The organism is Tenacibaculum profundi (assembly GCF_057162725.1).
This window is the reverse complement of the sequence record NZ_CM169894.1, coordinates 3,035,565-3,059,801: the sequence shown is the minus strand read 5'-3', so window position 1 is coordinate 3,059,801 and position 24,237 is coordinate 3,035,565. Positions and strand designations below refer to the sequence as shown.

Below are 24,237 nucleotides of genomic sequence, written 5' to 3'. Positions count from 1 at the left end.
TTATAGTGATATTGTGCTAAATTTGACGGAAATAATAACACCTTTGAAAACTTAAATATTTCAGGATTGTATCCAAATCTCATATAATCAACATAAAGAGGATACCATTGCGGAATATGACTACAATTGAAATCCAAATAAAATAATTATTCATAACGTTGTGAATATGAAATATATTCAAATGGAAGTTGGAGCATTATCACAGATGATGTCACGGTCAAAACTACTTACGACAATTATCCTAACCTTTTTTCACACCTTAAAATCAGCTGGAGGTATTGGCATATTAAATTATATAGATTTAAATATTGGAATAAATATACAGTCTACAGAAATAGTTTAAAAAATGGGGAAAAATAATAAAACCACATTACTTCTTGGATACGACAGCGATAATCATCCTATTAAAGCAAACACAACATAAGGTACTAATATACAGATAATAGTAGAGGTTATTTATTCTTATTACTAAACCGAATTATACTTTATTATTGATATAGACTTCGTAAATTTAATTACAAAGTATTGTTATTTAAAATAGTTTTAAAAACACCATTATAGCTGGCTATAATGGTGTTTTATTGCAATCATACTTTTATTTTATGTCGTATAAAAAAGGCATTCTTGCTTGAATTCCTTTTAAACTCTTAAATTCTCTAATATTCTTGTAAGCCTCAATTTCTTGTTCTTCTAACAATTCTTTTAAAATTTCTTCTTTTGCTAATCTGGCAAAAGGGAATGCTTTAAGAGATTCTTTTATGTCTTTTTTATAATTAGGATAATTTCTTATTCTATAATCTTCTACCCCTGCTATTTCCGCTGCTATTTTTACAGCTTTATCTAAACCTCCTAACTCATCAACCAATCCATTTTCTTTTGCTTCTTTCCCTGTCCAAACACGACCTTGGGCTAATTTATCAACCTGCTCAATTGGCATCCCTCTACCTGTTGAAACTCTATCTACAAAAAGATCATATGTCTTTTCTACACCATCCTTTGTTACCTCATAAAATTTTTTACTCATCGGCTCAAACAAACTATAATTTGGGCTATTATTTGTAGAAATTTGCTCCGCATTTATCCCCAGTTTACTAGCGAGTTTAGTAGCATTTGGTAATAATCCAAAGACACCAATTGAGCCTGTAATTGTTGTTGGTTCCGCAATAATTTTAGTAGCATTACAAGCAATATAGTAACCCCCTGATGCTGCAACATTACCCATAGATACAACCAATGGTTTTTCTTTCTTTGCTAAATGTAATTCTCTCCAAATTAATTCAGAAGCTAAAGCACTACCCCCAGGCGAATTTACCCTTAACACTATTGCTTTTACATTTGAATCCTTTCTTGCTTTCCTTATCGCTTTGTTAATCAAATCTTGACCAATAACATCTTCATTACCCTCTCCATATAAAATTTGTCCCTGCGCATAAATAACAGCTATTTTGTTTTTTGCAGAAGATCTAATTCTTCCTTTTCCTGATTTGATATAGTCTTCTATTGTAATATGTGCTGGTTTTTCCCCTATCATAGAGGCTAACTTCGACTCGTATTGATCTTTATAAATTACTTGATCTATCAAATTATTTCCAAGTGATAATTTAGCATCTCTACCTTCCACCTTATCTGCGATAACATTTAACTGATCTTCAGATATACTTCTGTTTTCTGAAATTCCTTCAATCACTTCAGACCAAATAGACTTTAAAAATGAAATTGTCTGTTCTTTATTAGCTTCACTCATTTCATTACTCAGATAAGGCTCAACGGCACTTTTATATTTTCCATGCCTTATTACCTCTAATTTTACACCAAATTTATCTTGAAAATCTTTGTAATATAATATTTCCGTAGAGAGCCCTTTAAAGTCGATGAAACCTACAGGGTTTAAAAAGACACTATCAGCAACAGAGCTTAAATAATAATTTTTTTGATCATAAAACTCATTATAGGCATAAATAAACTTTCCGCTTTCTTTAAAATCTTTTAATTTATTACGAATAGCTTGCACCTGAGCAATACCTGCGTTTACTGTTGATGTATTTATGCTAATACCTTTTATCCTTGAATCGCTTTTAGCGTTTTCTATAGCTGCTATAATGGTATTTAAACCTAAATAACTCGGTTCTATTTCCAAAGCCTCAATTAGCGGATTATCTTCTTTCGGAGCATAATCTTTAACTTTTAAAGATAAATCTAAATTTAAAATAGAGTTTGGTTCTACAATAACTTCTTTAGATGATCCTGCAATAGTAGCGATAAATACAAAAAGCATCAGTATCAGAAAAAGCGCCACAAAAAAACCTAATATTGACGCTAATAAGTTTCTTAAAAACTTCATTTAAAATAATTTTATTCACAAATATACTATTTTAGTACGAGTAAAAATTACCTTAACATAATTCGATACTTATACTGGATAAATTGAAAATACTGAAATAAAAGGTAATTAACCTCATACCCATACTCTGTGTAAAAATCATATTCTATTCTATTTTCGTAAACAACTGGGTTAAATTGACTTGGGTTAGCTACTCTTTGGTTCCAAATTGGAACCAAAAACCTATTTTTAATCTCCAAATATTTTAATGAATGAAACCCTCTAGGCCTTGCAATTGTATTCAAATAAGAATTAAATCCCACATCTACTATAATAATTTCATACTCTAGGCTGTCATTAACTATAGCAACTGGTCTTTCATTATTCTTTATACTAGAATTCATAAAAGCAGAACCACATCTAGTTAGCATTACAACTAAAATAATAACTAAAAATAAATTTAGAGTTTTCACCAAAAACCTTTTACTTTAACAAAAATAAAAAATACTACTTTTTAAGATGATTTCATTGTCTAAAAAAACAATATTATGAAAAATAGGTGTTCATGGGTGCTTGACGATAAAACGTATAATAAGTATCATGATGAAGAATGGGGTGTTCCTGTCTATGATGATGATACTTTATTTGCTTTTTTAATTTTAGAAACCTTCCAAGCAGGATTGAGCTGGATTACCATTTTAAAAAAGAGAGAGCACTTTAATAAAGCATTTGATAACTTCAACTATAAAAAAATTTCAAGTTATTCACAGGAAAAATATGAAGAATTACTAAATGATTCTAATATCATTAGAAATAAATTAAAAATTAAAGCAACAATAACAAATGCCAAAGCGTTCATTGAAATCCAAAAAAAGTATGGATCTTTTTCTAACTATTATTGGAAATTTGTTGATCAAAAATCAATTCAAAATAATTTTAAAACTCAAAATGAGGTTCCTACAACTTCAGAGTTAGCAAACAAAATATCAAAAGATCTTAAAAAGAAAGGATTTAAATTTGTCGGTCCAATAATTATTTATGCATTTATGCAGGCTACAGGAATGGTTAATGATCATACAACAGATTGTTTTCGTTATAAGGAAGTTCAAAATTTGTAACTTTAGCATCAATTATAGAAAACAATTAATTTATTTAATAATGAAACTCAAACAAACGCTTTTTTGTATTGCAACTACTAGTCTTTTGATATCTTGTGGTGTCGATACAAAAAAAGAAATCAAGAAAACAACAGAAACCAAAAAAGAATTTAATTATGTAGTTGAGCAATTTGCCGATATTAAAGTTTTAAGATACCAAATCCCAGGTTTTGAAGCGTTAACTTTGAAAGAGAAAAAGCTGGTGTATTATCTAACACAAGCAGGTTTATCTGGTAGAGATATTATGTGGGATCAAAACTATCGACATAACCTTGAGATTAGAGATGCACTTGAAACAATTAATACGGTTTTTACTGGAGATAGAGAAACAACTAATTATAAAGCTTTTAAAACCTATTTAAAACGAGTATGGTTTTCGAATGGAATTCACCATCACTATTCAAACGACAAAATTAAACCTGAATTCTCAGCTGATTTCTTAAAAGAATTACTGAATCAAACGAAAACTTCTCTTTCTTCGGAAGCATTTGAAGTTATTTTCAATGAAAAAGATAATAAAAAAGTAAATAAAAAGGCTGGGGTTGATAATGTATTAGCATCAGCAGTAAACTTTTATGGTCCAGACATAACTAGTAAAGATGTAGAAGATTTTTATAGTAAAGCATACAAAGGTCCAAAAGGAACTCCCATAGAAGCCGGATTAAACTCAACTTTAGTTCGTGAGAATGGTAAACTTGTTGAGAAAGTATGGAAATCTGGAGGTCTCTATGGTGAAGCTATTGATAAAGTCATTTACTGGTTGGAAAAAGCTAGTACTGTTGCAGAAAATGACAAACAAGCTAAAACACTGAATTTATTAATTGAATATTATCGTACGGGAAATTTAGACACTTGGGATAAGTATGCCATTTCATGGGTTAATGCTACAGAAGGAAATATTGACTGGATAAATGGTTTTATTGAAGTTTACAATGATCCAAAAGGATATAGAGGATCTTACGAATCAATAATTCAAATTAAAGATTTCGATATGTCAAAAAAAATGAAAGTTTTATCTGACAATGCTCAATGGTTTGAAAACGAATCACCTCTAAACCCAAAACATAAAAAAGAGAATGTTGTTGGTGTTTCATATAAGACAGTTAATGTCGCTGGAGAGGCTGGTGATGCATCTCCAAGTACTCCAATCGGCGTAAACTTACCCAATAATAATTGGATTCGTCAAGAACATGGATCTAAATCTGTTTCACTTGGAAATATAATTGGCTCATATAATAATGCTGGAGGAACAGGAAGGTTAAAAGAATTCGCTTTTGATCAGGAAGAAATTGATTTAGAAATTAAATATGGTAAACTCGCTGATAAGCTCCATACGGCACTACATGAGGTAATTGGTCATGCTTCTGGAAAAATAAATGATGGTATTGGCCAACCAAAAGAGACGTTAAAAAATTATGCTTCTACCATGGAAGAAGGAAGAGCTGATTTAGTAGGTCTCTACTATTTAATGGATCCAAAGTTACAAGAGTTAGGACTAGTTGATAACTGGGAAAAAGTTGGTAAAGCTGCTTATGATGGTTATATAAGAAACGGCTTAATGACACAGTTAATTAGAATAAATCTAGGAGATGATATTGAGGAAGACCATATGGTAAATCGTCAGTGGGTATCTGCTTGGTCATTTGAGCAAGGAAAAAAGGAAAATGTTATTGAAAAGATATCGAAAAATGGAAAAACATTTTACAATATCAACGATTACAAAAAGCTTCGTGAAATATTTGGAAGACTCTTAAAAGAAGCACAAAGAATAAAATCAGAAGGTGATTTTAATGCTGCAAAAGCTCTTGTTGAAGGGTATGGTGTGAAAGTAGATCAAAATATTCACAAGGAAGTTCTTAACAGGAATGCCAAATTTACCTCTGCTCCTTACAGCGGTTTTATAAACCCTATTTTGAAAGCACAAAAAGACGATAAAGGAAATATAATAGACATAAAATTAACACAACAAGAAACATTTGAAGATCAAATGTACTTCTACTCTAAAAACTATAGTTTTTTGCCTATTAAATAAAAGGTATTCTTTAAAATAAATTTACGACCGATTCATTTTACGAATCGGTTGTAAATTTTAATATTAATAACATGGTTCATCAATCAAAAGATCCTGGATTTGGATATAACTCTCAAAAAAATATTCGTGGAATCATCAATAAAGATGGTAGTTTAAATGTAATTCATGTCAATAAAAAATTTAATACCAACGACTTATTTACATACTTTATTGATATGCCTTGGTATAAACTTTTGCTTTTCGTTTTTCTTGGATATATTTCTTTAAATATTTTATTTGGTTTTATTTACGTAGCTATCGGTATTGATCAAATAACCCCTTCTAAAGGAAACATATTTGACGATTTTTTAAATGGATTTTTCTTTAGTGCTCAAACCTTAACAACTGTCGGTTATGGTGGAATTGCACCAAAAAGTGTTACTGCAAATATTATAGCTGCCTTTGAAGCTATGGTTGGCTTATTTAGCTTTTCTTTTTTCACAGGGCTTCTATATGGTCGATTCTCGAGAGCAAAAGCTTCTATTTTATTTAGTAAAAACTTTATTTATCGTGATTTTAAAAAAGGAAAAGCGATTATGTTTAGGTTAATGAATAGTAGGAAAACAGTAATGCTTGAACCAGAAATAACAGTTACTCTCTCTGTTAATGAAAAAAAAGAAGATGGTAGTTATAGTAGAAACTATTATGAGTTGTCTCTTGAAAGAGATAAAATAATGTATTTACCAACTGTATGGACAATCGTTCATGAAATTGACGAAGACAGTCCACTTTTCAAATATTCAAAAATAGAAATTAAAAATTTAGATGCTAAAATATACGCACTTTTAAAGTATCATGAAGAATCTTTTGGACAAGTAGTATATCAAGCTACCTCATATGACTTTTCAGATCTAGTAAGTGATGTAAAATACAAACGATCTTCAGGATTTAATGAAGATGGTTATACGGTTTTAGACCATCAAAAACTCAGTGATGTCGAGGAAATAAGTTAGTTTTTACTTATGTATTTAAACAAAAATAAAAATAGAAGTGTCACCAAAATTCCCATTGCGGTATACAAGGCCCCATTTTGATAATGTTTTTTATTTCTTTTTGCATCTTTTCTATAACTTAAAACCATGGCTGTTATAAACACTATAAGAAATAAACTTGCAAAAATTATTCGTCCTGGAGTAAACATAAAATTGTATTTTTAGCAAAGTTAAAGAATGATTTGATCTTGATATATTGTTTATATTATAAATTTTAAAATAAAACATCTTTATTATTCAAGACGACTCCAATTCTGAAAATAGAGTCACTCAAAAAATTAAAAACTTACTAAATGAACAAAGAAAATCTAATTGTATTAGATATTGATGATACGTTAACCATAAGTAATGAAAAACATACAGACGCATTGTTATATGCTATGAACCATTTTGGAATCTCGAAAGTGAATACAGACTGGAGAACCTATAAAAATGCTTCGGATAGCTACATCTTTTCAGTTAATTATGAAAAAACTTACAATAAAAAATTTAATTTCGACCTTATTCCTGAATTTGAAGAGGTGATGACTGAACATTTTTTATCATTTCCTGAAACTCCCGAAATTCCAGGAGCACAAAAAATTATTGATTTTTTTATTAATGAGACAAACTACGCTATTTGCTTCGCTACAGGTTCAATATTAAAACCTGCCCTACTTAAATTACAACAAGCTAAAATAAAAACCATAACAGAAGTCTTAGAATCCTCTAACAACATATTCACAAGAGAAGACATTGTAACCTCTGCAATAAACAAAGCAAAAAAGCACTTCGGAGTTGGCTATTTTAAACATATTATTTCCTTTGGAGATGGTTTATGGGATGCTACAACTGCAAAAAACTTAAATATTGAATTTGTAGGAGTAAATAAAAAAAATCTTGAAGACTTTAATAAAATAGGAATAAAACATCATATTGATAACTGGTTGGAGTTTGATTTAAATGAGACAGAAAAAAAATTAGGCATCAAATAAATAACACACTTAACAAAAATGAAAGATAAAATTAATTCGGTTCATAAATTTCATAAGGCTTTTGGCTTAGGAATTAAAAATGAACCCATAGCAAATATAGGCGAAGACAGAAAACTACTACGTTTTAATTTGATGAAAGAAGAAAATGAAGAATACCTAGATGCAGCTAAAAACAATGATTTGGTAGAGGTTGCTGATGCTCTTGGAGATATGCTTTATATATTATGTGGTACTATCATAGAGCACGGAATGCAAAATAAAATTGAAGAGGTTTTTAATGAAATTCAACGAAGCAACATGAGTAAACTTAATGAAGATGGCAAACCTATTTATAGAGAAGATGGTAAAGTACTAAAGGGACCTAATTATTTCAAACCTAATATTAAAAAAATTTTAGAGCTTTAAAACATTAAAACTCACTATCAAGTCTTTTTAACTCCATTGCGAGAGTTTTTACGTTACTTACCATTTTAACGATTACCCCCTCTCCATTTACAATTATGTGTGTTGGATACTGTTTCAATTTCAACTTTTTCATGTAGTTTCTTTGAGAGGGAATAGTTGCATATTTAAACTCCTTCGTCTTTAAAAATTTCTGCAACTTATCTTTTTCGTCAAATGCCAAACTTACAAAAACAACATTCCTTTCTTTATACTTATCAACTAACTCATTAAGTTCAGGAAACTCCTCTACACAAACTCTACAAGTAATAAACCAACACTTTATAACCATTAACTTACCCTTCGTTTGCTCTTCGTTAAAGCTTTTTCCCTCTAAACTTATGAAATCATGCTCAGGCAATCTACTTCCTTCCATTTTAAAGTAATGCATTGCTTTTTTCGCTAAACTTTTTATGCTTCTCTGTATTTTTTCTTCTGCTTTTGAATGTAAAGAGGTAAGTTGGTAAATTGGTATTATATCATTTGTGTCAATACTCTCAGGTAAATACAGCCCGTTTTCTAAAGTTGCTAAAAAATTTTCTTTTTCAATCACTTTTCCTTTTTCATCCTGTGGTTGAAAACTAGACATTAAATCAATATTATTTTTAATGTATTGATTCCATATCTTAAAACTACTTTGAGATGGAGGTAGCTCCTCCTCCTCTATCATTTTATTTAATTTTTTATCATTTTTGTTATTTACCTGATGATTGTTTTCATTATCAAAATAACGCACTGCTATAATTGTAGCTGTAAAAAACACAAATAAAACAGAAAGGACTATTAATATATTTTTTTTCATACCCGAGAAGAGTGCTAAGTTTAATAAAACTGAGCTAAATTTAGAGAAAATAATTTAAAAATTAAATTTTTACCCTCCAACCATATGTATCTTCAGAATTGTTATATTGAATATTTATTAATTTTTCTTTAAAAAATGATGCGTAAGTAGAAGCTATTTCAGGAATTTCATATTCAAAATCTTTGTGTTTAAATCCTTTTATTGGGTTTACAACTGCAGCAGTACCCGACCCGAAAATTTCTTTTAATTCCCCTTGTTTTGCTGCCTCTTTCAACTCAGAAACCTTTATTCCTCTTACCTCAACCTCTATACCGCTATCCTTTGCTAACTGAATAATGGATTTTCTTGTTATACCATCTAATATTCGATCGCTAATTGGTGCTGTAATTAACTTATCTCCAATTCTAAAAAAGATATTCATTGTACCTGCCTCTTCCATATACTCATGAGTATTTGCATCTGTCCAGATAATTTGTTGATATCCCTCATTTTGAACTAAATTTGTTGGGTAAAACTGAGAAGCATAATTACCTGCAGCTTTTGCATAACCAACTCCTCCACTAGCAGCTCTGCTAAACTTATCTGCAACAACCACTCTAACTTCACCTGCATAGTATGATTGGGCCGGAGAACAAATAACAATAAATTTATAATCATTTGATGGAGATGCTGAAATTGCTGGTTCAGTCGCAATCACAAAAGGACGTATGTACAAAGAATTACCTTCACCTTTTTTAATCCATGCTGTATCTATCTTTAATAATTTCTTTAATCCCTCATTAAATATTTCTTCGGGTAATGCTGGAATCGCCATTCTTTCTGATGAAATATTTAATCTTTTTATACTTTCATCTGGTCTGAACAAGAAAATATCTCCTTGATCATCTTTGTAAGCTTTCATCCCTTCAAATACAGCTTGCCCGTAATGAAAAACTCTTGCTGATGGCTCAAAAGTCATTGGCCCATAAGGAATAATTTCTGGACTTTCCCATTCACCATTAGAATAACTACAAACAAGCATGTGGTCAGTAAACACTTTACCGAAAGACAGGTTATTAAAATCTATGCTATCTATTTTTGAAGTTTCTACCTGCTGAATTTTGATTTCCATAAAAATTAAATTTTTAGTTTTTCACAAATTTACAAAAACAACTAGTACAAAAACCATTTACTTTAAGATTCAAGTAAATATATATATCTTTGCTTTAAACCTTACTATAAACACCTAGTTATGAAAACATTGAAACTATTATTAATTATTACTTTTATTTCTATTACATCTTGTAAAACAACAAGTAAACAAGATTATTTATCAAAAATAATGAAAGACAAAAGCGTTACCTTTTTAGGAGAAAAATTCTCTCATGAAGCAGTTTTAAGTAAAGATGAGCTACTTGACAAATATGAGGGATTAGCTATGAAAGACACTATTAAAGTAAAATTCATGTCTACAATCAATTCTGTTTGTAAGAAAAAAGGATGTTGGATGCGATTAGATCTAGGAAGAAATAAAGAGTCTTTGGTTCGTTTCAAAAACTATTCTTTTTTTGTACCTCTTAATTCTGAAAATAAAAAGGTAATTATAAATGGAAAAGCTTTTGTAAATGAAACATCTATTGAAGAATTAAAGCATTATGCTGAGGATGCTGGAAAAACGGAAGAAGAAATATCAAAAATCACAAAACCAGAATTTACTTATGCCTTTGAGGCAAGTGGCGTATTAATGGCATTAGAAAATTAACAGGACTTATTACTTTCAATAAAAATAAAAACTCATCAATGATGCATTCCATTATTGTAAATTCACATTTTAATCAATATAACAAATTAAGAGTTGAAAAGAGAAATAATTATAACTTCGGATGGGTCTACCACCATTCACTTACCTGAATGGAATGAACAATATCATTCCAAACATGGTGCTATACAGGAAGCATACCATGTCTTTATTAGAAATGGATTAAATATTATTGATAAAAAAGAAATTTCAATACTTGAAATAGGTTTTGGAACTGGTTTAAATTGTTTTATTACATTTTTAGAATCAAATAAAAACATAAACTATACTGGTATTGAAGCTTATCCGGTGAAAAGTAATGAAATTGATAAATTAAACTATGTTACTGAATTAAAGGCGGAAAAAAGTAATACTGTTTTTCAGAAAATACATAACACTTCCTGGGAGAAGAAACACCAAATCTCAAAAAAATTCACTTTAAAAAAAGAGCAAAAGTTCTTTGAAGACATAAACGAATCTGATGTTTTTGACCTTATTTATTTTGATGCTTTTGGAGCCCGTGTACAGCCCGAACTTTGGACTGAAAGTATATTTAAAAAAATGTTTGAAGCTTTAAAAAATAAAGGGATTTTAGTAACTTATTCTGCAAAAGGAAGTACAAGACGTGCGATGATAACCGCTGGTTTTAAAGTGGAAAGACTACCAGGACCTCCCGGTAAGAGGGAAATGCTTAGGGCAATTAAAAATACTGATCTTTAAACACTTTCTGAAATCAGTTCAAGTAACTATATTTGTAAAAATAAATAAAAACACAATTAAAAAACCTACCTTAAATACCAATTTTCACTTGTATATAGTTTAAGTTAAGCATTATCAAGCGAATAAAACCATTTAAAATGAAATTTAAAAGACGATTTGGAAATAGAAAAAAAACAACTCCAAAAAAAGGTTTGTTATTGGTAATGTTACTTGCTTTGATCCTTTTATTATGGTTTAATACTGAAAAATTTCTAGGGTACTTTTTATAGAAAACTAAAAAGAACAAATACGCTATTTATGAAACCTTTTATTTTTAAACAATTTACTGTACTTCAAGATAAATGTGCCATGAAAATAGGAACAGATGCTGTACTTCTTGGGGCATGGTGTTCTTTAAAACACTCTCCAGATACTATCCTAGACATTGGCTCAGGAACAGGAATTATCTCTCTAATGTTAGCACAGAGATCCAATGCTTCAACCATTGAAGCTATTGAAATAGATGAATTTGCCTACGAACAATCTGTCGAAAATTTTGAGCGTTCCGACTGGGGAGATCGTTTATTCTGTTATCATGGAGATTTCAGTAATCTTGTTGAAGAAATAATAGAAGAGGAAGAAACTTATGACCTAATAGTTTCCAATCCTCCATTTTACACAGAGAATTATAAAACAAAAGATCAATTACGAAACAAAGCTCGTTTCTCTGAATCTTTACCTTTTCATGATTTAATAAAAGGAAGTAGTAAGTTATTAAGTAAACATGGAATTCTAGCGGTAATAATTCCATTTAAAGAAGAAAATGCATTTATAAAATTAGCGGCTGATTATAACCTAAACTTAAAACGTGTGTGCCGTGTAAAAGGAAATATTAATTCAGATGTTAAAAGAAGTTTACTTGAATTCTCCTCTGATAAATTAACCTACACTGAAGAGGAATTAACTATTGAAAAAAAAAGGCATCAATATACAGATGCCTACACCAAACTAACAAAAGACTTTTATTTGAAAATGTAATATTTTCAATTCATTTAATAACTATCCTTTGATACTATTTGGGTTGTAACCTAAATATGGAACTTCTTTTTCAACAAAGGTTATTCCATATTCTTCTAATTCTTTCAAAATAGGTTGGTACACTTCTTTGCGAATAGGTAATTGTACACCTGGAGACGTAATTTCTTTATTTAAAATTTTAAGTGTAGCCATAGCTACTGGTAAACCAACAGTTTTAGACATAGCTGTGAATACCTGATCATCTCCTTTAATTACCATGCTACTCTCTATCTGTTTTTTCTTTCCATCCATTAGATATCCAAAAATATGATGCATTACAATCATATCTTTATCATTTTCCATCAACATCCATGAGTCCATCAATATTTTTTGTAATATTTTTGCTGGACTAGCATTTTTTAAGCCAACCTTTTTGTTATCATTAAATAAATCTAACTCCAAAAATTTATCCCACATCAAATCGTCTTGATCAATTTTTAAATAAGATCTAAATTTTAGTTCAACTGAATCGCTTGGTGAATACCCTAGAAATAAGTTTGTAAAATCACGATAACTCATACCTTCTGAATCTTCTATGGTATAACTATCATCAGTCATTCCTAGCTGAACAAATACATTCCATGCTCTGGAAAAACCAACCTTTCTTATAGTTCCTCTGTACATCGTTTTGATATCTTCTAAACCATAAATACTTCTATATTTCAATGAATCCCTATTGGCATAGGCTTCAAACTTTCCATTTCCATTTAAATTTAAAAACTCAGTTCTCCTAAATAATTTATGATATGGAATATACTTATAAGTCCCCTCTTGAATAAACATGGAAGCTCCTCCTTGTCCAGCTAAAACTACATTTCTCGGATTCCAAGTAAACTTATAATTCCACAAGTTAGTATCGCTTTCAGGAGCTACGAGTCCTCCACAAAATGATTCAAATAATAACATTTTACCTCCATTATCTTTTATTTTATCGATTACCTGCATCGCACTCATATGGTCAATACCTGGATCAAGTCCAATTTCATTCATAAAAACTAAACCTTTAGCTTCGACCTCAGCATTCAGTGACTTCATTTCTTCTGAAATATAAGATGCTGTTACCATATTCTTCTCAAATTTAACACAATCTTTTGCTACTTCAATATGAAAACGAGCTGGAAGCATAGAAACAACTATATCAGCATTTTTAATAGCCTCTTCTCTATCTTCTTTTTTAAACACATCAAGTTTGATAGCTGAAACATTATCTTTTCCTTTTGTTATAGCTAATGCACTCTCAAGTGATACATCTCCGACCGTAATGCGCAAAGATTCTTCAACTGATTTATTAGTCAAATACTTGATAAGTGATGAACTCGACCTGCCTGCTCCAATAATCAATATATTTCTCATTTTAAGTGTACTTTTGTTTTATTATTTTGGATTGACAATATCGTTAAAAAAGTTTAATTTCAAACAAAAAACAATTAAATGTATAAAAATATAACAACAAGTGCTATACTCGGTGGAATAGCGGTTATTTTAGGAGCTTTTGGTAGTCACATTTTAAAGGATAAATTATCTCCTGCGGCTTTAAATAGTTTTGAAACAGCTGTAAGATATCAAATCTACCATGTGCTATTAGTAATTTTTATAAATACAAATGAATACTTAAAAGTAACTGAAAAAAATAAAATATCAAAAATAGTATTCATTGGAATCTTTCTCTTTTCAGGATCTATTTACGCTATTCAATTATTAAAAATACCTGCAAAACTAATTTGGTTTACTACTCCTTTAGGGGGGCTATTTCTTATCATTGGATGGTTTTTAACTGCATTTTACTTTTTCAAGAAAACTATAAAGTAACATTCTATATCATATCAATAGAATTATTTGTTAGGGATCTAAAGCTTATAAATGTAACTAGAAAATTTAGGCAACTATTTAGAGTATATTTTAATATTATTAATACTATATAGAGAAAATCAATATAAACTTTAATTAAGACCTTTAGATTAATGAAATACTATTATTACCTGACAAGTTTCATCTAATTCAACTTTAAAAATAGTTATCAAACAACTCACTAGTAATTAACAACTACAAAAAAAAGACTGCTCTTTAGAGCAATCTTTTAATAAAAAATATTAATAATGATTAGAGATCCAATTTAAGAACCACATTTTCCTAAAGGATTCCATCCACCAGATACTCTTTCAAATAAATAATTTTTGTAGATCACTTTTGAACCAATACTATAATCACCTCTCTTCCATAAACTTACCCCTACACACCTATCTTTTCCTCCTGCTGCCGGGTACATTTGGTTAATCCCTTGAATATCTCCTGCCGAAAGCCCATCTCTTTGAACTGTATAACTTGATCCATCTTTTTTTTCTATGGTTGGTAAACCATTTTTCGAAAAAAATCTAGGTCCATACATCATTATTGACCCAAAATCTAACTCTGAAGTATATTCATCACCATCACCTCCTTGTTCTACATAAGTTTGAAAATTATTCTTACGACCATCTATAATATTGTTCGTATTTATGGTAACATATTGATCTCTGTCTTTTCTGCTCTGCTCATGGTATAAACCTACTGCATGACCAATTTCATGAATGGTATTTCCTAATGAACAGCTGGGCGCTAAGTTTATAGGCTGACGACCTCCTAATCTTCCAATAAAAGATGAACACCCACCACCTGTTTTAAAATATATATAATCTGATTGATTTGTTCTTCTCACAAACCTTAAAGCTGTATTTTCCTCCCAATGTTCAATTGCACGGGTAACACGTCCTTGATTAACCAAACTAGGCTCTATATCATAATAAACTGTGTTATTTAACCATCTTCCTCCTGTTCTTCCTACAGATCTTACTGAAGATTCTTCTAGACTAGGTTCTCCAACCTCATCTGGAGCTTGAGTTAATTGATTCGAATTAAAAAGGATATCGCCATCTAATACATAGACATCATTTATCTTCTCTAAGTTTAACTTGCTAGTACCATAATACATTGTTTGTGCTTTACCTATTGATGCTGGGAAAGCCTTTTCAGGATTAATTATTTTCTCAGAAAGGTTTGATTCTTTCAAGTCATTGGTATCTTCTGTTTGACATGAAGTAATAATCATAGCTGTAGCAATAGCTACTAACGCGGGTTTAAATTTTTTCATAATGAAGGGTTTAATTAATATTATATTGAATTATTCTCTAATTTATCGTTAAAAAACAATCCTTAATTGCAACGCTGTAGATTCTTCATTATTATTACTCTAAAAAGGAGAGTTATACTCAAACAAAGGTCTCCCAAAAACCTTAAACACTATGCAACAAAGAATTAAATTCAAATCTCCTTCAAAAAAAGGACTAGCTAAAAAAATGTTAAAGTCAAAAAGTTTATGATTTTAAGTTGTGGGATAATGTAAATTTCATCACAAAACTAATTTATGTTACTACTAAAAATTAGATAAAATAAAAGAGAGTCTTTTTCTTTGTTTAGATTATGAAAACATAAGTATAGTTGTAATTAAGATTTCTATTTGTATCAAAATGAAGAAAAAAAAGGAACGTTTTATTCAACTAATATCTAGTCATAAATAGTGCTTCCTATTTTACTTGAGATGTTATTGTTTGGCGAATTTCTTTTCTAATAAATATACAAATAATCTATTTTTTTTGTTTCAAAAACTTTGATAAAGAATAAATAATAAAAAACAGTATTGTTTTAGTTCGTTTAACAAAAAGAACTATTTTTGCTTTAAATAAAACACAACTAAAATATTTAGAGATGACAAATCTTGATGCGAAAACGATTTCGATAGACAATCTTGGTATAAAGAATGCCATTGTCCGTTATCAATTGACTTCAGACGAGTTACATGATATTACCATCGAAAAAGAACAAGGAGAAAACACAAGCTTTGGAGCTCTGGCTGTAAGAACAGGTGAATTTACAGGTCGCTCTCCAATGGATCGCTTTATCGTTAAAGATGACATAACTAAAGATGAAGTCTGGTGGGGTGATATTAATATTCCTTTTGAATCTGAAAAGTTCAATAAATTATATGATAAGGTAACCAGCTATCTTTCTGGTAAAGAAGTTTTCGTAAGAGATAGCCTCGCTTGTGCAGACAAAAACTATCAGCTTAACATAAGAGTCGTAAACGAATACCCGTGGAGTAATATGTTTGCGTATAATATGTTTTTGCGTCCTACAATTGAAGAATTAAAGAATTTTTCTCCAGAATGGACAGTTATTAATGCTCCTGGATTTATAGCCAATCCTGATGAAGATGGAACTCGTCAACATAATTTTGCTATTTTAAATTTTACCAGAAAAATTGCTTTAATAGGTGGTACAGGGTACACTGGAGAGATAAAAAAAGGAATTTTTTCAGCCTTAAATTTTATTTTACCTGTTTTTAAAAATACATTACCTATGCATTGCTCTGCAAATGTAGGTAAAGAAGGTGACACCTCCATTTTCTTTGGGTTATCTGGAACAGGAAAAACAACATTATCAACAGATCCTAATCGTAGCTTGATTGGAGATGACGAGCATGGATGGACTTCTGAAAACAGTGTATTTAATTTTGAAGGAGGTTGTTATGCTAAGGTAATTGATTTATCAGAAGAAAAAGAGCCAGAAATATACGGAGCTATAAAAAGAGGAGCTATATTAGAAAACATAGTTACTAATGAAAAGGGAATCGTTGATTTTTCAAATACGTCAATAACTCAAAACACTCGTGTAAGTTACCCAATACATCATATAGAAAATATAAAAACCCCTTCAATAGGAACTAATCCAAAAAATATTTTCTTTTTAACTGCTGACGCGTTTGGTGTATTGCCTCCGATATCCAAATTAACACCTGGTCAAGCAGCCTATCATTTTATTTCAGGATATACAGCCAAAGTAGCGGGTACGGAAGCCGGTGTTACTGAACCACAACCAAGTTTTTCTGCTTGTTTTGGAGCCCCTTTTATGCCATTACATCCAACTAGATATGCTGAAATGTTAAGTAAGAAAATGAAAGAAACAGGTGTAAATGTTTGGCTAGTAAATACAGGGTGGTTTGCAGGACCTTATGGAGTTGGAAATCGAATGAAACTAAAATATACTCGTGCCATGATTAACGCTGCTCTAAACGGTGGTTTACCCTCAGAAATCACATACGAAGATTACCACATTCATTCTATTTTTGGATTGGCGCAGCCTAGAAAATGTCCAGGAGTACCATCAGAACTATTAAGTCAACGACAAGCTTGGAATGACGATAATAAGTATTACAAAACAGCACATAAGCTAGCTGACTCATTTAGAAAAAACTTCAAACAGTTTGAGGAGTTTGCCAATGAAGAAATTTTAGCAGGTGGACCTCCAATAATAAAAAAATAATAACAAAGAAGCATCCTTAAAAGGATGCTTCTTTTATTTACATTCTATTTTTTATCTTTTGTTAAAAGATTATTTTTTAGTTTCGCTTCTGGATTAAGATTAAATTTCAAAAAGATCTAAAGTTTAACTAAAAGACGTACATGACTATACAGGGAAATATCGTAGATATACAAAATAGAAGGATATTTAAAGGAGAGCTAGAAATTAAAAATGGCATCATTAACTCAATCAAAGAGAAACAACATGCTAACGAAACTTATATAATTCCGGGGTTTGTCGATGCACACATTCACATTGAAAGCTCAATGCTAGTTCCTTCAGAGTTTTCAAAAATCGCTTTAACACACGGAACTGTCGCTACTGTTTCTGATCCTCATGAAATAGCCAACGTTCTTGGTATTAAAGGTGTTGAATTCATGATTGAGAATGGGAAAAAAGTACCTCTAAAATTTAATTTTGGAGCCCCTTCTTGCGTCCCTGCAACATCTTTTGAAAGTGCTGGGGCAGTCATTAACTCAGATGATATCAAAAATATGATGGCTAATCCAGATATTAGGTACCTAGCAGAAATGATGAATTATCCAGGAGTTATTCATAAAGACGAAGAGGTATTAAAAAAAATTCATTGGGCTAAATATTATAACAAAACTGTTGATGGGCATGCACCTGGTTTAAGAGGTGAAGAACTTGACAAATATATTCAAGCTGGTATTTATACCGATCATGAATGTTTTTCTTATGAAGAAGCTCTTGAGAAGCTTCAAAAAGGAATGAAAGTCATTATAAGAGAAGGGAGTGCTGCAAAGAACTTTAACGCTTTAATTGACTTATTACCGGAACATTACAAAAACATGATGTTTTGTTCTGATGACAAACACCCTGATGACTTACTTTTAGGTCATATCAATCAACTATGTGAAAGAGCTGTTCAAAAAAATATTGATATTTTTAAAATATTGCAAGTAGCCTGTATTAATCCAGTAAAACATTATGGACTTGATGTTGGGCTTTTACAGAATGGAGATAAGGCTGACTTTATTATTGTTGAAAATCTTAAAAATTTTAACGTATTAAAAACCTATATTAATGGCGATCTTGTAAGTGAAAACGGAAAATCATTTATTAAAGATATTCCTTTTGAAATTCTGAATAATTTTACTGTTGAAAAGAAAAATCAAGAGGAGTTTGAGTTTCATTCATCAGCGGATAAAATTAGAGTTATTGAAGCCCTAGACGGGGAACTAGTAACTAATGAAGTCGAGTTAGACTCCTTAACCGAAAATGGAAACTTAGTTTCTAATATAGAAAAAGATATCCTAAAGATAACCGTAGTAAATCGTTATGAAAACACACAACCCTCAATCGGTTTTATAAAAAACTTTGAATTAAAAGAAGGAGCTATCGCTAGCTCTGTAGGGCATGATTCTCATAATATTATTGCAGTAGGTGTGTCTGATGAAATGATTTGTAAAGCGGTCAATTTATTAATAGATAATAAAGGTGGTATATGTGCTGTTACTAAAAATATATCTGAAGTTGTTCCGTTGCCAGTTGCCGGTATTATGAGTGATAAACCTGCGGAAGTAATAGGTGAAGCATATGCAAAACTGGATGTTATCGCTAAAAAAATGGGTTGTACACTTAAAGCACCTTATATGACTTTATCATTTATGGCTCTTTTAGTAATTCCTTCCTTAAAATTATCTGATAAAGGACTTTTCAACGGAAATACATTTCAATTTACATCCATAGAAATTAAATAACCTCTTCTAGAAGGTCTATTTATGAACACTAGTTTGAAAATGTATGTAATATATTTAGAAAAGTTATTGATTCAAATATAATTACTAAAAATATATTTAATTAGCTTTGTTAACACGAAATCAGATCATTTGACTACAGAAAAAATTATACTAGGGATTGACCCAGGAACCACTATTATGGGATTTGGAATTATAAAAATAATTGGAAAAAAAATGGAGTTCATTCAAATGAATGAACTTATTTTAAAAAAATATGAGGATCCTTATTTAAAATTAAAACTAATCTTTGAGCGAACAATCGAACTAATTGACTCTTATAAACCTGATGAAATTGCCTTAGAAGCTCCCTTTTTCGGGAAAAATGTTCAGTCAATGTTAAAGCTCGGTAGAGCTCAAGGAGTTGCAATGGCAGCTGGACTTTCAAGACAAATACCCGTTACGGAATATTTGCCTAAAAAAATAAAAATGGCAATTACTGGTAATGGAAATGCAAGTAAAGAACAAGTAGCCCTAATGTTAAAATCTTTATTAAACCTAAAGTCATTACCTAAAAATCTCGATGCTACGGATGGTTTAGCTGCAGCTGTGTGTCATCACTATAACTCGGGAAGTAAAATTGGTGGTAAAAATTATACAGGGTGGGCCGCATTTATCAAACAAAATCCTAAAAAAATAAACTAAGCAAAAAATCTATTCGAAAGAGTCGCTATAAAAATATTTAATACGCTGAAAACCTAAATATATCATTATTTTGTCTGGAATATATATACACATCCCTTTCTGTAAACAAGCTTGTTATTATTGTGATTTTCACTTTTCAACTTCTTTAAGAAAAAAAGATGATCTTATTTCTTGTTTAATAAAAGAGTTGGTTTTACGAAAAAATGAATTAGTAAATGAAACTATAGAAACTATATATTTTGGTGGAGGTACGCCCAGCTTGCTATCACCTAAAGAGATTCAACTAATAATTAATACAATACAACAAAATTATTCACTAAAAAATAATCTCGAAATAACGCTCGAAGCTAACCCTGATGATTTAACAAGTAAATTCGTTGATAAAAAAGCACAAGATATCTTCAAAGAATATATGTCTGTCGGAATTAATAGATTGAGTATTGGTATTCAATCTTTTTTTGAACAAGACTTACAAATGATGAATCGAGCTCACAACGCTATCGAAGCTAAAAACTGCCTAACCTTAGCTACTAAATATTTTGAAAACATAACAATAGACTTAATTTATGGAATTCCTAAAATGAGCAATCAAAGATGGAAAGAAAATTTAAGTATCGCTTTTGATTTCGGTATTAAACATATTTCTTCTTACGCTTTAACAGTAGAACCTAAAACTATTTTAGACAAATTTATTCGTAATGGAAAATATCCCTCACCTAAAGAAGAAGTAGCTAAAGATCATTTTGATATTCTAATAAATGAAACTCAAAAAAAAGGGTTTATCCATTATGAAATATCTAATTTTGGTATTCCCAGATATTTTTCAAAACATAACACTAGCTATTGGCTTGGTAAAAAATACTTAGGTATCGGACCATCTGCACATTCATTCAATAAAATACAAAGAAGCTGGAACGTATCAAACAATATAAAGTATATAAAAGATATACAAGCAAATAAACTTCCTTCTGAAATAGAAAAGTTAAGTGTAAAAGATCAATTTAATGAATATATAATGACTGGGCTCAGAACTATTTGGGGAGTATCTTTAATAAAAATAAGAGAAGAGTTTGGCGAAATGAACTATACTCAGCTTATCAATAATGCTCAAAAATTCATCAATGAAGGCTTACTTAACATTGAAATTAACGAGGCTGGTAAAAAAATTCTTAAAACTACAGAAAAAGGCAAATTCCTTTCAGATGGTTTAGCTAGTGATTTGTTTATAATTTAATTATTTTTAAGCACTTATGATCGCTATAATAAAATACAAAAATAAAACATTCAAGATTGATTTATCAAAACCACTAGATATTTCAATTCCTATTGATATGTCTAAACCAAATATTAACGCTTGGTACTTGGAAGATCCTCAAATAAAACCTGTAAAGTCCGGTAACTGGACTGGAAATGTTGCACAAGGTGGTCCAGTTAATTTTAATAATATAGTATTTAACCCGCATGCACACATAACACATACCGAATGTGTTGGCCATATCACAGAAAAAATACATTCTATCAATAAAAACCTATCATGTTATTTTTTCATTACCGAATTGATAACTGTCGAGCCTCAACAACAAAAAAATGGAGATTTTGTGATTACAAAAAAACTCATAATAGAAAGTATCAAAAATACAAATATTGAGGCATTAGTCATTCGAACCATACCCAATTCAGATAAAAAAACTTTTGCCAGATACTCTAATACAAATCCACCTTATTTATCCTTAGAAGCTGCCGAATATATCAAAAATATATCCATAAAACACTTACTTATTGATTTACCTTCTATAGATAAAGAAAGAGATAACGGTGAATTATTAGCACATAATGCCTTTTGGAATACCAAAAAAAACATCAGGTTTGATGCAACTATTACAGAGTTTATTTATGTCTCTAATACTATTAAGGATGGAGCCTATGTTTTAAACTTAATGGTTGCTCCTTTTGAAAATGATGCTACACCCAGTAAACCTATATTGTACAAAGTACAACAAGAAAATTAATTCATCTCTGAAAAACAACAGAGAGAAAAAAATTATCGTATTTACCGCTCTCTTAAGACTTAATCACCTGATAATATTTATATCTAGTATAATATTTCTTAAAAGCTTATTCGGATCTCATTTTTATAATTCAGCTCCTTTCTTTCGATTAAATATGTATAATTGTAAATGTTTCTTTTTAGGGATCTCAGGAGTTATTAGTCGAGATTTACTTTATGTTTCATCTACCCTCTAAATCTAAAAAAAACATACTTTTCAACTTTTAAAAAAAGTCCATTTTCACTTATCATATGTTAAATTGAATTTATTTTTAGGTGAATAGCACCTATATTTTATTCTATGAATGGTGATAAATAAACGATGGATCGATCATTTTAAACTTTAAAATACTAATATTTATGTCATAGAGTACTATTTCAGCATAATAAGTTATCGATAAGTCATAAGACAAATCGATAAAACGCACCAAATTACTATAACAACTAAAGCTTCATTAATATAGAGAGTTCACTTATTGGACTGAATAATAATGAAATTCATGTTAAAACCTTGTAATCAGAAAGTTTTCTTTCTCTAGTATCATTCTGACCAAGTGATTATTCTATTTTTTTAAAGTTTTAGATAAATTCAACTTTTAGGGAGCCATTATTAATTAGTATTTTAATATTCCTCTCTTTATAAATAACTTATATATATTATACATTTAAAATTTAAGCCAAATGAATATTCTCAATATTTATAAACAATTCTGCTCATTTATTTATCGTAAGTATCTGCGGGCTTATTACGTATTATAAATATTTCAACATAAATTATAACAATACTAAAAAGTCCGACGCCAGCGTAGAGCTTTTTTACTTTCAGACAATTACTTAAAATTAATTTAAAAACTATGAAAAAGCTCTACTCTAGTTATATTGGTACATTTAAAGGACTTTCAAGAGAGGTTTGATGGCTAGCTTTGATTATTCTTATCAATAGAGCAGGCACGATGGTTATTCCTTTTCTATCACTTTATTTAACCAAAAAATTAAACTTTTCTCTTTGGAATGTTGGTTGGGTAATGACATTTTTTGAAGTCGGCTCTGTCTTCGGTTCATGGATAGGTGGACAAATGACGGATAAAATAGACGCTTTTAAAATAATGAAATTTAGTTTATTTTTAACAGGGATATTATTTTTTGCGCTTCAATTCGTAACTTCATTTATTAGATTTCGCTTTGGTATTTTTTTGTGATACTAATTGCAGATAGTTTTAGACCAGCGATGTTTGTTCCATTAAATAGCTATAGTAAACCTAAAAACAAAACACGTTCATTAACATTAATTAGATTAGCTATAAATCTTGGATTTTCTGCTGGTCCAGCTATTGGAGGATTGATCATAACATCGTTTGGATATATAAGTTTATTTTGGATTGACGGCATTACTTGTTTACTTGGCTCAACCTTATTAGTTAAAGTTTTAAGTCCTAAAAAATCAAAAATTACAGATAAAACAACCACTAAAAACCCGCAATCTGTGTTTTCGGATAAAATCTTTTGATTTTTCTTTATTTCAATGTTTTTGTTTAGTTTTATATTTTTACAATATTTTTCTACTGTACCTCTATATTACAAAAATAGGCATCATTTATCGGAATCAGAAATTGGTATTTTAATGGAGCTGAATGGTTTTTTAATTTTTATCCTTGAAATGCCTCTAGTTAAATGGCTAGAGGACACAAAGTATAGTAAAGTGTTTTTAATGTTCATTAGAGTATTTTTAACAGGAATCAGTTTTACTCTTTTAAATATTACAAACTGAACAGGTATTTTAATTATTGGAATGCTTATAATGACCTTAGGAGAAATGATTACTTTTCCTTTTTCAAATGCATTCGCTTTGGAAAGAGCTAAAAAAGGAAAGCAAGGAGAATATATGGCATATTACAGTATTGCTTTTTCTGCTTCACGTATATTTTCCCACAATTCAGAAATGCAACTTATTCATAAAATGAGCTATAACAGTACATGGAATATTATGATATTACTATCATTGCTAGGTATGTCTTAATTGATAATCTTAACACATCTCACAAAAAGAGAACATTATAAGTTAAGACCTAACAATAGTTCAA

Annotated in this window: 23 protein-coding genes; 17 read left to right on the top strand and 6 right to left on the bottom strand. The window is 30.0% G+C overall.

The window, feature by feature from the left end; all coding sequences use genetic code 11:
* Positions 1-595: 595 nt before the first annotated feature.
* The gene (gene sppA, locus AC2GW8_RS12495; RefSeq protein WP_440880205.1) at positions 596-2,341 is read right to left on the bottom strand and encodes a signal peptide peptidase SppA; all 1,746 of its coding nucleotides are present in this window, start codon (positions 2,339-2,341) and stop codon (positions 596-598) included.
* Between the two features lie 47 nt (positions 2,342-2,388).
* Positions 2,389-2,793 (bottom strand): DUF6146 family protein, encoded by a 405-nt coding sequence (locus tag AC2GW8_RS12490; RefSeq protein ID WP_440880204.1) that lies wholly within the window; start codon positions 2,791-2,793, stop codon positions 2,389-2,391.
* A gap of 75 nt (positions 2,794-2,868) precedes the next feature.
* Between AC2GW8_RS12490 and AC2GW8_RS12485 the strand changes: the two genes are divergently transcribed.
* From AC2GW8_RS12485 to AC2GW8_RS12465, 5 genes are all read left to right on the top strand, one after another.
* Positions 2,869-3,438: a DNA-3-methyladenine glycosylase I gene (locus AC2GW8_RS12485; protein ID WP_440880203.1), complete on the top strand. Its 570-nt coding sequence runs from the start codon at positions 2,869-2,871 to the stop codon at positions 3,436-3,438.
* A gap of 40 nt (positions 3,439-3,478) precedes the next feature.
* A complete protein-coding gene (locus tag AC2GW8_RS12480) occupies positions 3,479-5,509 on the top strand; it encodes a dipeptidyl-peptidase 3 family protein (protein WP_440880202.1) in 2,031 nt (676 codons plus the stop codon).
* Positions 5,510-5,580: 71 nt separating this feature from the next.
* Positions 5,581-6,501 carry an ion channel gene (locus AC2GW8_RS12475; protein WP_440880201.1) on the top strand — a complete coding sequence of 307 codons (921 nt, stop codon included), beginning with the start codon at positions 5,581-5,583 and terminating at the stop codon, positions 6,499-6,501.
* Between the two features lie 332 nt (positions 6,502-6,833).
* Positions 6,834-7,514: an HAD family hydrolase gene (locus AC2GW8_RS12470; protein ID WP_440880200.1), complete on the top strand. Its 681-nt coding sequence runs from the start codon at positions 6,834-6,836 to the stop codon at positions 7,512-7,514.
* Between the two features lie 18 nt (positions 7,515-7,532).
* Positions 7,533-7,919 (top strand): pyrophosphohydrolase domain-containing protein, encoded by a 387-nt coding sequence (locus AC2GW8_RS12465; RefSeq protein WP_440880199.1) that lies wholly within the window; start codon positions 7,533-7,535, stop codon positions 7,917-7,919.
* Between the two features lie 4 nt (positions 7,920-7,923).
* Here AC2GW8_RS12465 and AC2GW8_RS12460 read toward each other — a convergent pair whose 3' ends face one another.
* Both AC2GW8_RS12460 and AC2GW8_RS12455 read right to left on the bottom strand, forming a co-directional pair.
* On the bottom strand, positions 7,924-8,757 hold the full coding sequence (locus tag AC2GW8_RS12460) for a TlpA family protein disulfide reductase (RefSeq protein ID WP_440880198.1): 834 nt from the start codon (positions 8,755-8,757) through the stop codon (positions 7,924-7,926).
* Positions 8,758-8,818: 61 nt separating this feature from the next.
* Positions 8,819-9,868: a branched-chain amino acid aminotransferase gene (locus tag AC2GW8_RS12455; protein WP_440880197.1), complete on the bottom strand. Its 1,050-nt coding sequence runs from the start codon at positions 9,866-9,868 to the stop codon at positions 8,819-8,821.
* Positions 9,869-9,988: 120 nt separating this feature from the next.
* On the opposite strand from AC2GW8_RS12455, the gene AC2GW8_RS12450 reads away from it, so the two are divergent.
* From AC2GW8_RS12450 to AC2GW8_RS12440, 3 genes are all read left to right on the top strand, one after another.
* Positions 9,989-10,498, top strand: coding sequence for a DUF4920 domain-containing protein (locus AC2GW8_RS12450; protein WP_440880196.1), 510 nt, complete (start codon positions 9,989-9,991; stop codon positions 10,496-10,498).
* Between the two features lie 93 nt (positions 10,499-10,591).
* Positions 10,592-11,254 (top strand): tRNA (5-methylaminomethyl-2-thiouridine)(34)-methyltransferase MnmC2, encoded by a 663-nt coding sequence (gene mnmC2 / locus AC2GW8_RS12445; RefSeq protein ID WP_440880195.1) that lies wholly within the window; start codon positions 10,592-10,594, stop codon positions 11,252-11,254.
* 297 nt (positions 11,255-11,551) lie between these two features.
* On the top strand, positions 11,552-12,271 hold the full coding sequence (locus tag AC2GW8_RS12440) for a tRNA1(Val) (adenine(37)-N6)-methyltransferase (RefSeq protein ID WP_440880194.1): 720 nt from the start codon (positions 11,552-11,554) through the stop codon (positions 12,269-12,271).
* A 21-nt stretch (positions 12,272-12,292) separates the two neighbouring features.
* Here the strand turns inward: AC2GW8_RS12440 and AC2GW8_RS12435 are convergent, their stop codons facing one another.
* Complete coding sequence (locus AC2GW8_RS12435; RefSeq protein WP_440880193.1) at positions 12,293-13,663, bottom strand: saccharopine dehydrogenase family protein; 1,371 nt, start codon at positions 13,661-13,663, stop codon at positions 12,293-12,295.
* Positions 13,664-13,741: 78 nt separating this feature from the next.
* On the opposite strand from AC2GW8_RS12435, the gene AC2GW8_RS12430 reads away from it, so the two are divergent.
* Entirely contained in the window at positions 13,742-14,119 is a 378-nt protein-coding gene (locus AC2GW8_RS12430; RefSeq protein WP_440880192.1) for a DUF423 domain-containing protein, read from the top strand.
* A gap of 304 nt (positions 14,120-14,423) precedes the next feature.
* Here AC2GW8_RS12430 and AC2GW8_RS12425 read toward each other — a convergent pair whose 3' ends face one another.
* Positions 14,424-15,437: a M12 family metallopeptidase gene (locus AC2GW8_RS12425; protein ID WP_440880191.1), complete on the bottom strand. Its 1,014-nt coding sequence runs from the start codon at positions 15,435-15,437 to the stop codon at positions 14,424-14,426.
* A 614-nt stretch (positions 15,438-16,051) separates the two neighbouring features.
* Here AC2GW8_RS12425 and pckA point away from each other — a divergent pair.
* The 8 genes from pckA to AC2GW8_RS12385 all read left to right on the top strand — a co-directional run bounded on the left by pckA (position 16,052) and on the right by AC2GW8_RS12385 (position 24,173).
* On the top strand, positions 16,052-17,665 hold the full coding sequence (gene pckA / locus AC2GW8_RS12420) for a phosphoenolpyruvate carboxykinase (ATP) (protein WP_440880190.1): 1,614 nt from the start codon (positions 16,052-16,054) through the stop codon (positions 17,663-17,665).
* Between the two features lie 140 nt (positions 17,666-17,805).
* Positions 17,806-19,428: an adenine deaminase gene (gene ade / locus AC2GW8_RS12415; RefSeq protein ID WP_440880189.1), complete on the top strand. Its 1,623-nt coding sequence runs from the start codon at positions 17,806-17,808 to the stop codon at positions 19,426-19,428.
* A gap of 129 nt (positions 19,429-19,557) precedes the next feature.
* Positions 19,558-20,109, top strand: coding sequence for a crossover junction endodeoxyribonuclease RuvC (gene ruvC, locus AC2GW8_RS12410; protein WP_440880188.1), 552 nt, complete (start codon positions 19,558-19,560; stop codon positions 20,107-20,109).
* A 70-nt stretch (positions 20,110-20,179) separates the two neighbouring features.
* The gene (hemW, locus tag AC2GW8_RS12405; RefSeq protein ID WP_440880187.1) at positions 20,180-21,343 is read left to right on the top strand and encodes a radical SAM family heme chaperone HemW; all 1,164 of its coding nucleotides are present in this window, start codon (positions 20,180-20,182) and stop codon (positions 21,341-21,343) included.
* 16 nt (positions 21,344-21,359) lie between these two features.
* Entirely contained in the window at positions 21,360-22,118 is a 759-nt protein-coding gene (locus AC2GW8_RS12400; RefSeq protein WP_440880186.1) for a cyclase family protein, read from the top strand.
* Positions 22,119-23,079: 961 nt separating this feature from the next.
* Positions 23,080-23,355: an MFS transporter gene (locus tag AC2GW8_RS12395; RefSeq protein ID WP_440880185.1), complete on the top strand. Its 276-nt coding sequence runs from the start codon at positions 23,080-23,082 to the stop codon at positions 23,353-23,355.
* Positions 23,352-23,663, top strand: a complete 312-nt coding sequence (locus AC2GW8_RS12390; RefSeq protein WP_440880184.1) for an MFS transporter — start codon at positions 23,352-23,354, stop codon at positions 23,661-23,663. Before AC2GW8_RS12395 ends, AC2GW8_RS12390 begins: the two co-directional genes overlap by 4 nt.
* Positions 23,664-23,954: 291 nt before the next feature.
* Positions 23,955-24,173 carry a hypothetical protein gene (locus AC2GW8_RS12385; RefSeq protein ID WP_440880183.1) on the top strand — a complete coding sequence of 73 codons (219 nt, stop codon included), beginning with the start codon at positions 23,955-23,957 and terminating at the stop codon, positions 24,171-24,173.
* Positions 24,174-24,237 lie beyond the last annotated feature (64 nt).

Bases quoted from the DNA above. Each gene is read 5' to 3' on its own strand.
- sppA (WP_440880205.1), bottom strand. From the start codon at position 2,341: ATGAAGTTTTTAAGAAACTTATTAGCGTCAATATTAGGTTTTTTTGTG.
- AC2GW8_RS12485 (WP_440880203.1), top strand. From the start codon at position 2,869: ATGAAAAATAGGTGTTCATGGGTGCTTGACGATAAAACGTATAATAAG.
- AC2GW8_RS12480 (WP_440880202.1), top strand. From the start codon at position 3,479: ATGAAACTCAAACAAACGCTTTTTTGTATTGCAACTACTAGTCTTTTG.
- AC2GW8_RS12475 (WP_440880201.1), top strand. From the start codon at position 5,581: ATGGTTCATCAATCAAAAGATCCTGGATTTGGATATAACTCTCAAAAA.
- AC2GW8_RS12470 (WP_440880200.1), top strand. From the start codon at position 6,834: ATGAACAAAGAAAATCTAATTGTATTAGATATTGATGATACGTTAACC.
- AC2GW8_RS12465 (WP_440880199.1), top strand. From the start codon at position 7,533: ATGAAAGATAAAATTAATTCGGTTCATAAATTTCATAAGGCTTTTGGC.
- AC2GW8_RS12460 (WP_440880198.1), bottom strand. From the start codon at position 8,757: ATGAAAAAAAATATATTAATAGTCCTTTCTGTTTTATTTGTGTTTTTT.
- AC2GW8_RS12455 (WP_440880197.1), bottom strand. From the start codon at position 9,868: ATGGAAATCAAAATTCAGCAGGTAGAAACTTCAAAAATAGATAGCATA.
- AC2GW8_RS12450 (WP_440880196.1), top strand. From the start codon at position 9,989: ATGAAAACATTGAAACTATTATTAATTATTACTTTTATTTCTATTACA.
- AC2GW8_RS12440 (WP_440880194.1), top strand. From the start codon at position 11,552: ATGAAACCTTTTATTTTTAAACAATTTACTGTACTTCAAGATAAATGT.
- AC2GW8_RS12435 (WP_440880193.1), bottom strand. From the start codon at position 13,663: ATGAGAAATATATTGATTATTGGAGCAGGCAGGTCGAGTTCATCACTT.
- AC2GW8_RS12430 (WP_440880192.1), top strand. From the start codon at position 13,742: ATGTATAAAAATATAACAACAAGTGCTATACTCGGTGGAATAGCGGTT.
- AC2GW8_RS12425 (WP_440880191.1), bottom strand. From the start codon at position 15,437: ATGAAAAAATTTAAACCCGCGTTAGTAGCTATTGCTACAGCTATGATT.
- pckA (WP_440880190.1), top strand. From the start codon at position 16,052: ATGACAAATCTTGATGCGAAAACGATTTCGATAGACAATCTTGGTATA.
- ade (WP_440880189.1), top strand. From the start codon at position 17,806: ATGACTATACAGGGAAATATCGTAGATATACAAAATAGAAGGATATTT.
- AC2GW8_RS12400 (WP_440880186.1), top strand. From the start codon at position 21,360: ATGATCGCTATAATAAAATACAAAAATAAAACATTCAAGATTGATTTA.
- AC2GW8_RS12385 (WP_440880183.1), top strand. From the start codon at position 23,955: ATGACCTTAGGAGAAATGATTACTTTTCCTTTTTCAAATGCATTCGCT.